Below are 4,837 nucleotides of genomic sequence, written 5' to 3'. Positions count from 1 at the left end.
TGGATATGTGTGTATTTTTGTCTGGACATACGAACACCCCCTGTATAGGTTTATTTTCCTACACAGGGGGCGTTTTGTCTATTGTCCGTTTTTACTGGTTCAGTTCAGGGTAGCACGGCTCCTCCTGGGTGCCCCGCTCCGCATATTCCAGTGCTTCTTCCAGTCTGCCGCAGTACATCAGCGCCACAGAATACCGGTAGTACCAGGTACCGCAGCCTGCGGCGTTTTTCTCCGAATCCTTCATCCACTCTGCCGCCTGGTAATAATGGATATAGTCATCCAGATTGTTGCAGGCGAAGGCGTACCAGAGGGCAATCTGCAAATCCTGATGGGCCTGCTTTTCGCTGAATCTTCCTTCTCCTACACCATTTTTGATGAAATCCTCCAGCCATTGGAGCATTCTCCAGAAGTAGCCGGAAACCCCATCGTCAAAGGAGGCCAGGGTTTCAATATCTTCCGCTGAGAGGAGAGACCCCGTGTCCTCATGGATCTCCGGCTCCGGTTCTTCCTCGTCCAGCAGGGGCACACCGCCTACATCCCGCCGGAAGGTGTGGAAGTGGGCATAGGGCAGACCGCTTTCTTCAAAGAACGCCTGCGCCGCTGTCAGTACAGCGGGCAGATCCCAGGCGATGAAATCCAGATAACCGTAATACAGCCCGGTAGCGCCACCCAGGAAGGTCACGGTTTCCTCTCCCGCCTCCCGCAGAATAGCATCCCGCAGGTCATCTCGGAACTCCAGAATGGTTTTGATTCGCTCTTCACCGGTAAAATCGGACAGGGGATAGCAGAGGAATCCTGCCGCGATGCCGTCCCGATGATATTCGTCCATCACATCACTGCGGGCGGACATATAGTCGTTGATAAGCACCGGCAGCCGGCAGCTTCCAGTATAGACATCCATCCGCCAGTCGGCATCGGGGTCCTGCACCGGTTCCAGCTCATAAGCAAGATAACTGTTTTCCAGATAGTCGCTGCCGTCCCGCCAGAGGGTAAAGCCCATGGATTGCAGCAGCTCCGGCAGTTCGGAAAGTAGCTTGGCCGGTTCATCTTTCGGCTGAGCATAAACATCAAACCCAGCAACAGAGGCGATAGCGGAAACTTCTCCGATGGTTTGATCCACTAGCATAGAGAGCGCCCACCACACCCGGTCGGCATCCTCCTTCAAAAGGCCCTTCAGCTTCTCACAGGAAAGAGCCAGGTTCACCTGCTGATGGTCGGTGGGCTCCACCCACATCTGGACATCCTCGGCCCGGATTTCGAGGTCCCCGGCCCGCAGGATAAAACCCTCACAGAGCTGGCGACCCACCCGGATTTCCCAGTGCTCCAGCACCGATGCTGGTGCCTGCTGCTGGAAGTGCACCAACGGGAACAGGCGGGAGCGAAGGCCTTCTGGACTGAGGATCAATTCATACTTTTCGCCATTGAAACCTAGCTCAAAGGCAGTATCACACAGAGCGGTCTTAAGTGCGTTTCCGCATTTTTCAATCAGTTCTTCGCCGCGCTGGTGCGTTTCGTCAGTATCCATAATTTGCCGCAGCTCGGCCTCAATCTGGGCAAAAGCGGCCCAGGCCTCCTGGGTCCGCTCCCGGAAGTTTTTATCAAACCGGGGCAGGGCCAAATAGTGGCGGCAGGCGTCGATATACTGCTGGGTGTCCTGATCGCCGGGGCGGGCTTTCAGAGCCCGCTCAAAGTAACGCAGGGCGGGGCCTTCCTCATCCAGATAGTAATAGGACGAAGCAATCCGGTAATTCCAGCAGTGGTCCTCACCCAGTTCCTCCTCGTGGGGCTGGAGCAGGTCCAGGGCTTTTTGGTAGAGGGGGCGTCCTGCCGCACCGATTTCGGCAATGGAAATGTAGGCCTTGGCCAGTTCACTGTCCAGTTCCGGTGTGCGCTCTCCGGCGGGGAGGGCTTCCAGGGTGTCAATGATCCTCTGAACTTCATTCTGTTCGAACCACAGCTGGCATTGTTTCAGCAGTTCCATACAAAATCTCCTTTTCAGCATCGACTTTTTCTAAGTGTCGGCCTTACTTTTTGGCAAACTGATTCACAAAGAAGGCCGTGAATGCTTCCAGCTCTTCCTTCTGCTCCAGATAGATATAGAGGCTTTCGTCGTCCAGCCACTCATAGGCATTGATAGCAATATAGCTGCTGCGGTCGGGATAAATGACAAAGGCGTCGGTGGGGTACTTGTTGCGGTATGCCTTGTGAATTTCATCCCGGCGGTAACAGACGGGGCCTCCGCAGCCGGAAAGATCCGGCACGGTGGGGAGAACCACAATGGTCTGAGTATCCTGGTTCCACCCTACAATGAGGTTGCCGATTTTGGTTTTGCTGCCGTGGACAAAGCCATAATTGAAGCGGCTCACATCTTCGGTGTAGCCCACAATGAGCCGGTAAGAGCTGCCGTTTTCCACCGTCTGATCAAATAATTCGCGGATCTTCTGCCGGTTCGCATTGCTTTTTTCCATGTCAGGCTGTGGGCCTTGAAACAGTTTGCTGAAAAATCCCATGGTTGTATCCTCCTGGTTTCATTGAAATTTTATTTCCCGATCCACCCGGATCACCGGGCGGAAAAAATCATAGTCATTGTGGATCTCGTTGTTTTCCCGAACCTCCGGCCTACAGTGAGGAGAACAGGGCAAATATCCAAGCAAAGGACCCATGCCACCGCAGATATTGCAGCCGCCGTCACCGCCGCAGGTGGTCAAAGTTTTCCCGTCCACCAGCTCCCGCTTGTAGGGATCGTAAGCGATGGACACGCCGAAGAAGTTGGGCTGCTCCATGTCGTATGGCTTGCCCTGATCTTCCTCGCTTTCAAAGTGGTGCAGATGCATAGAGTAATCCAGCCCATCCCCCCAGGGGAACAGGGTGCGGCATCCGCCCCCAGCCAGATAGGCCCACTCATCCGGCGTGGGGAGGGTGGCTGCCAGGTCCCATGCCAGGGACAGCAGAAACTTTGGATAGCTCACCGGATGGCACAGCCACGCCTGCCAGCCATCGCCATTGCGTTCAAAGCGGACAGTTTCATGGATCTCAAGGCTCTGGCCGTCCCGGCTCGCCAACTTCTGCAAAGCATCTAGCCAGTCCGGGTGGGCGGTGATGCGAGGGTCGTTCATGGGGACGCTTTCCCAGCCGATTTCCTCCAGCTTGCGGCCCACCAGCATGGGGCCGATGGTCATCTGGTGTACCGGGGCCATACTTTGCTGGAGGAATTTCTCCGCGGTGCCTTCATATTCGATTTCCGCAAAAAATTCCGCCAGTTCCTCCTGGTTGGCCTTGTCCATCCCTTGGGCAAAGCCCTCCCAACCAAGCGTGACGGTATCGCCTGGGACAAAGACAAACTCCCGGCCCGCCTTTTCAAAGACGCCAGTGGTGCAGCTCTGCCCCCAGCGGGAAAAGGCATACAGTTCCTTGAATGTCAAATGATAACGAGCCGCCAGAGCCTGCATCAGCCGGAGTTTATCGGACAGTTTCAATTGGTCAAATTGTGGGCGAAATAAATTCTCGTTCATAACAAGACCTCTTTCAATTTGCTCCGGCAGACTGTGATTCCTTTTCCACAAGGCGAACCGCCTCCGTCAACAGCTTGGGAAGCTGATTTGTTTCTGTCGTTTCATACTGCTGGACTGGATTCGCCCAATCGAAGTTATGAATGACAGAAATGATGTATCTGTCCTGATACCAGCCCATATCCAGCAGAAAGCAGTTCGGATATTCCACTTGCAGCATATCTTCTTTTCGCGTGGCATCCAGAAAAATGACCTTTCCAGTGTCAAAATCTATCTTTGACCAGACTTGCACGGCAAAATTCCTCCTCACGATTCTCCGAAATGCTCCAGGTACAACTTCCGCACGGAATAGGGACCAACAAGGGTCGTTTCCTTTCGGCCATCCCAAGAATACACATGAATTTCGCCTTCATCCCCAATGTACCGCTGTTCCTCAAAGGGGGCGGGAAAGGGGAAGCTTTCTACGATGCTCCAGTCAATCTTGGGCTTCAGCCCATCAAACTCCTCGCGCTTGAGCCTTTTGAAATTGAACACTAAGGCCGCTCCAATTCCGTCGAAAAGCAAATCTGCGTATTCTCTGGGGGTAATATTCTCGCTCACATTGGCAGCTTTGATGTCCACATTCAGAACCTTGTCGCCGCAGTTTGTCCATATTTTATTGGGAGAGAACCAGGTAGTCCGATCTTTACCGCCTGCAAAGTCCTCGCGGAAATAGCTTCTGTTGGCGCTGTCCATCTCGACCCCTTCCCGAAGCAAGCCGTTGTATGAGGAAAGCGGAAAATATCGGTGTTTTGCCGGGTCAAATTGGCCAAACGCAATGTCCAACAGATACTCATGCTTCTCACTACGCATAAGCTTGTGTGGCTTCACAATGTTTTCTTCGATGAAACTCCAAATGTACTCATCCACATGAATAGATACACGAGGGCGACTGAATAATGTGATTTTGTAGTGATCCTCGCTGTCCGTTCTCTCCGTATTGAACCAAATACGATGAATTTTAACCATAGTTATCCCCTCGCATGATTTCTGCCAACGACACTTCTGTTTCCGCCTGAAAAAGCAGTTCACCGAAAAACAGCCTGAGAGTCACGGAAGATAATGATTCAAGCTGTGGTTTACTGAGAGGGGTGTAGTGAAGGACGATTTCTCCATACAACTCCGTGTTGATGTGGTGTTCTTCCAGATACCGCAGAACTTTTCGGTTGTTCCGCACGATATTTAGAGCAACCCCATAAAATATCAACAATAACCGGCACAAGCAAACCAGTTACGACAGTCCGAAGAAGTAACGGCAGCAAACGCCTGGTATAAAGCAAGGTCCAAGT

The 4,837-nt window shown here is 52.9% G+C and carries 6 protein-coding genes; all 6 read right to left on the bottom strand.

Annotation, left to right across the window (positions count from 1 at the left end; all coding sequences use genetic code 11):
- Window positions 1–91: 91 nt before the first annotated feature.
- Window positions 92–1,981 carry a hypothetical protein gene (locus tag B5F27_RS15700; RefSeq protein ID WP_242962222.1) on the bottom strand — a complete coding sequence of 630 codons (1,890 nt, stop codon included), beginning with the start codon at window positions 1,979–1,981 and terminating at the stop codon, window positions 92–94.
- 43 nt (window positions 1,982–2,024) lie between these two features.
- Window positions 2,025–2,510: a hypothetical protein gene (locus B5F27_RS15695; protein ID WP_087368996.1), complete on the bottom strand. Its 486-nt coding sequence runs from the start codon at window positions 2,508–2,510 to the stop codon at window positions 2,025–2,027.
- Between the two features lie 18 nt (window positions 2,511–2,528).
- Window positions 2,529–3,512 (bottom strand): hypothetical protein, encoded by a 984-nt coding sequence (locus B5F27_RS15690; protein WP_087368995.1) that lies wholly within the window; start codon window positions 3,510–3,512, stop codon window positions 2,529–2,531.
- 13 nt (window positions 3,513–3,525) lie between these two features.
- Window positions 3,526–3,801, bottom strand: a complete 276-nt coding sequence (locus B5F27_RS15685; protein ID WP_227898881.1) for a hypothetical protein — start codon at window positions 3,799–3,801, stop codon at window positions 3,526–3,528.
- Between the two features lie 14 nt (window positions 3,802–3,815).
- A complete protein-coding gene (locus tag B5F27_RS15680; protein WP_087368994.1) occupies window positions 3,816–4,517 on the bottom strand; it encodes a hypothetical protein in 702 nt (233 codons plus the stop codon).
- Window positions 4,518–4,627: 110 nt separating this feature from the next.
- The coding region (locus B5F27_RS17045) for a hypothetical protein (RefSeq protein WP_206423020.1) at window positions 4,628–4,837 on the bottom strand (210 nt) is incomplete at its 5' end.

It is taken from the genome of Faecalibacterium sp. An192, assembly GCF_002160175.1.
Classification (GTDB): Bacteria; Bacillota; Clostridia; order Oscillospirales; family Ruminococcaceae; genus Faecalibacterium.
This window is presented reverse-complemented; position numbering and strand designations above follow the sequence as displayed.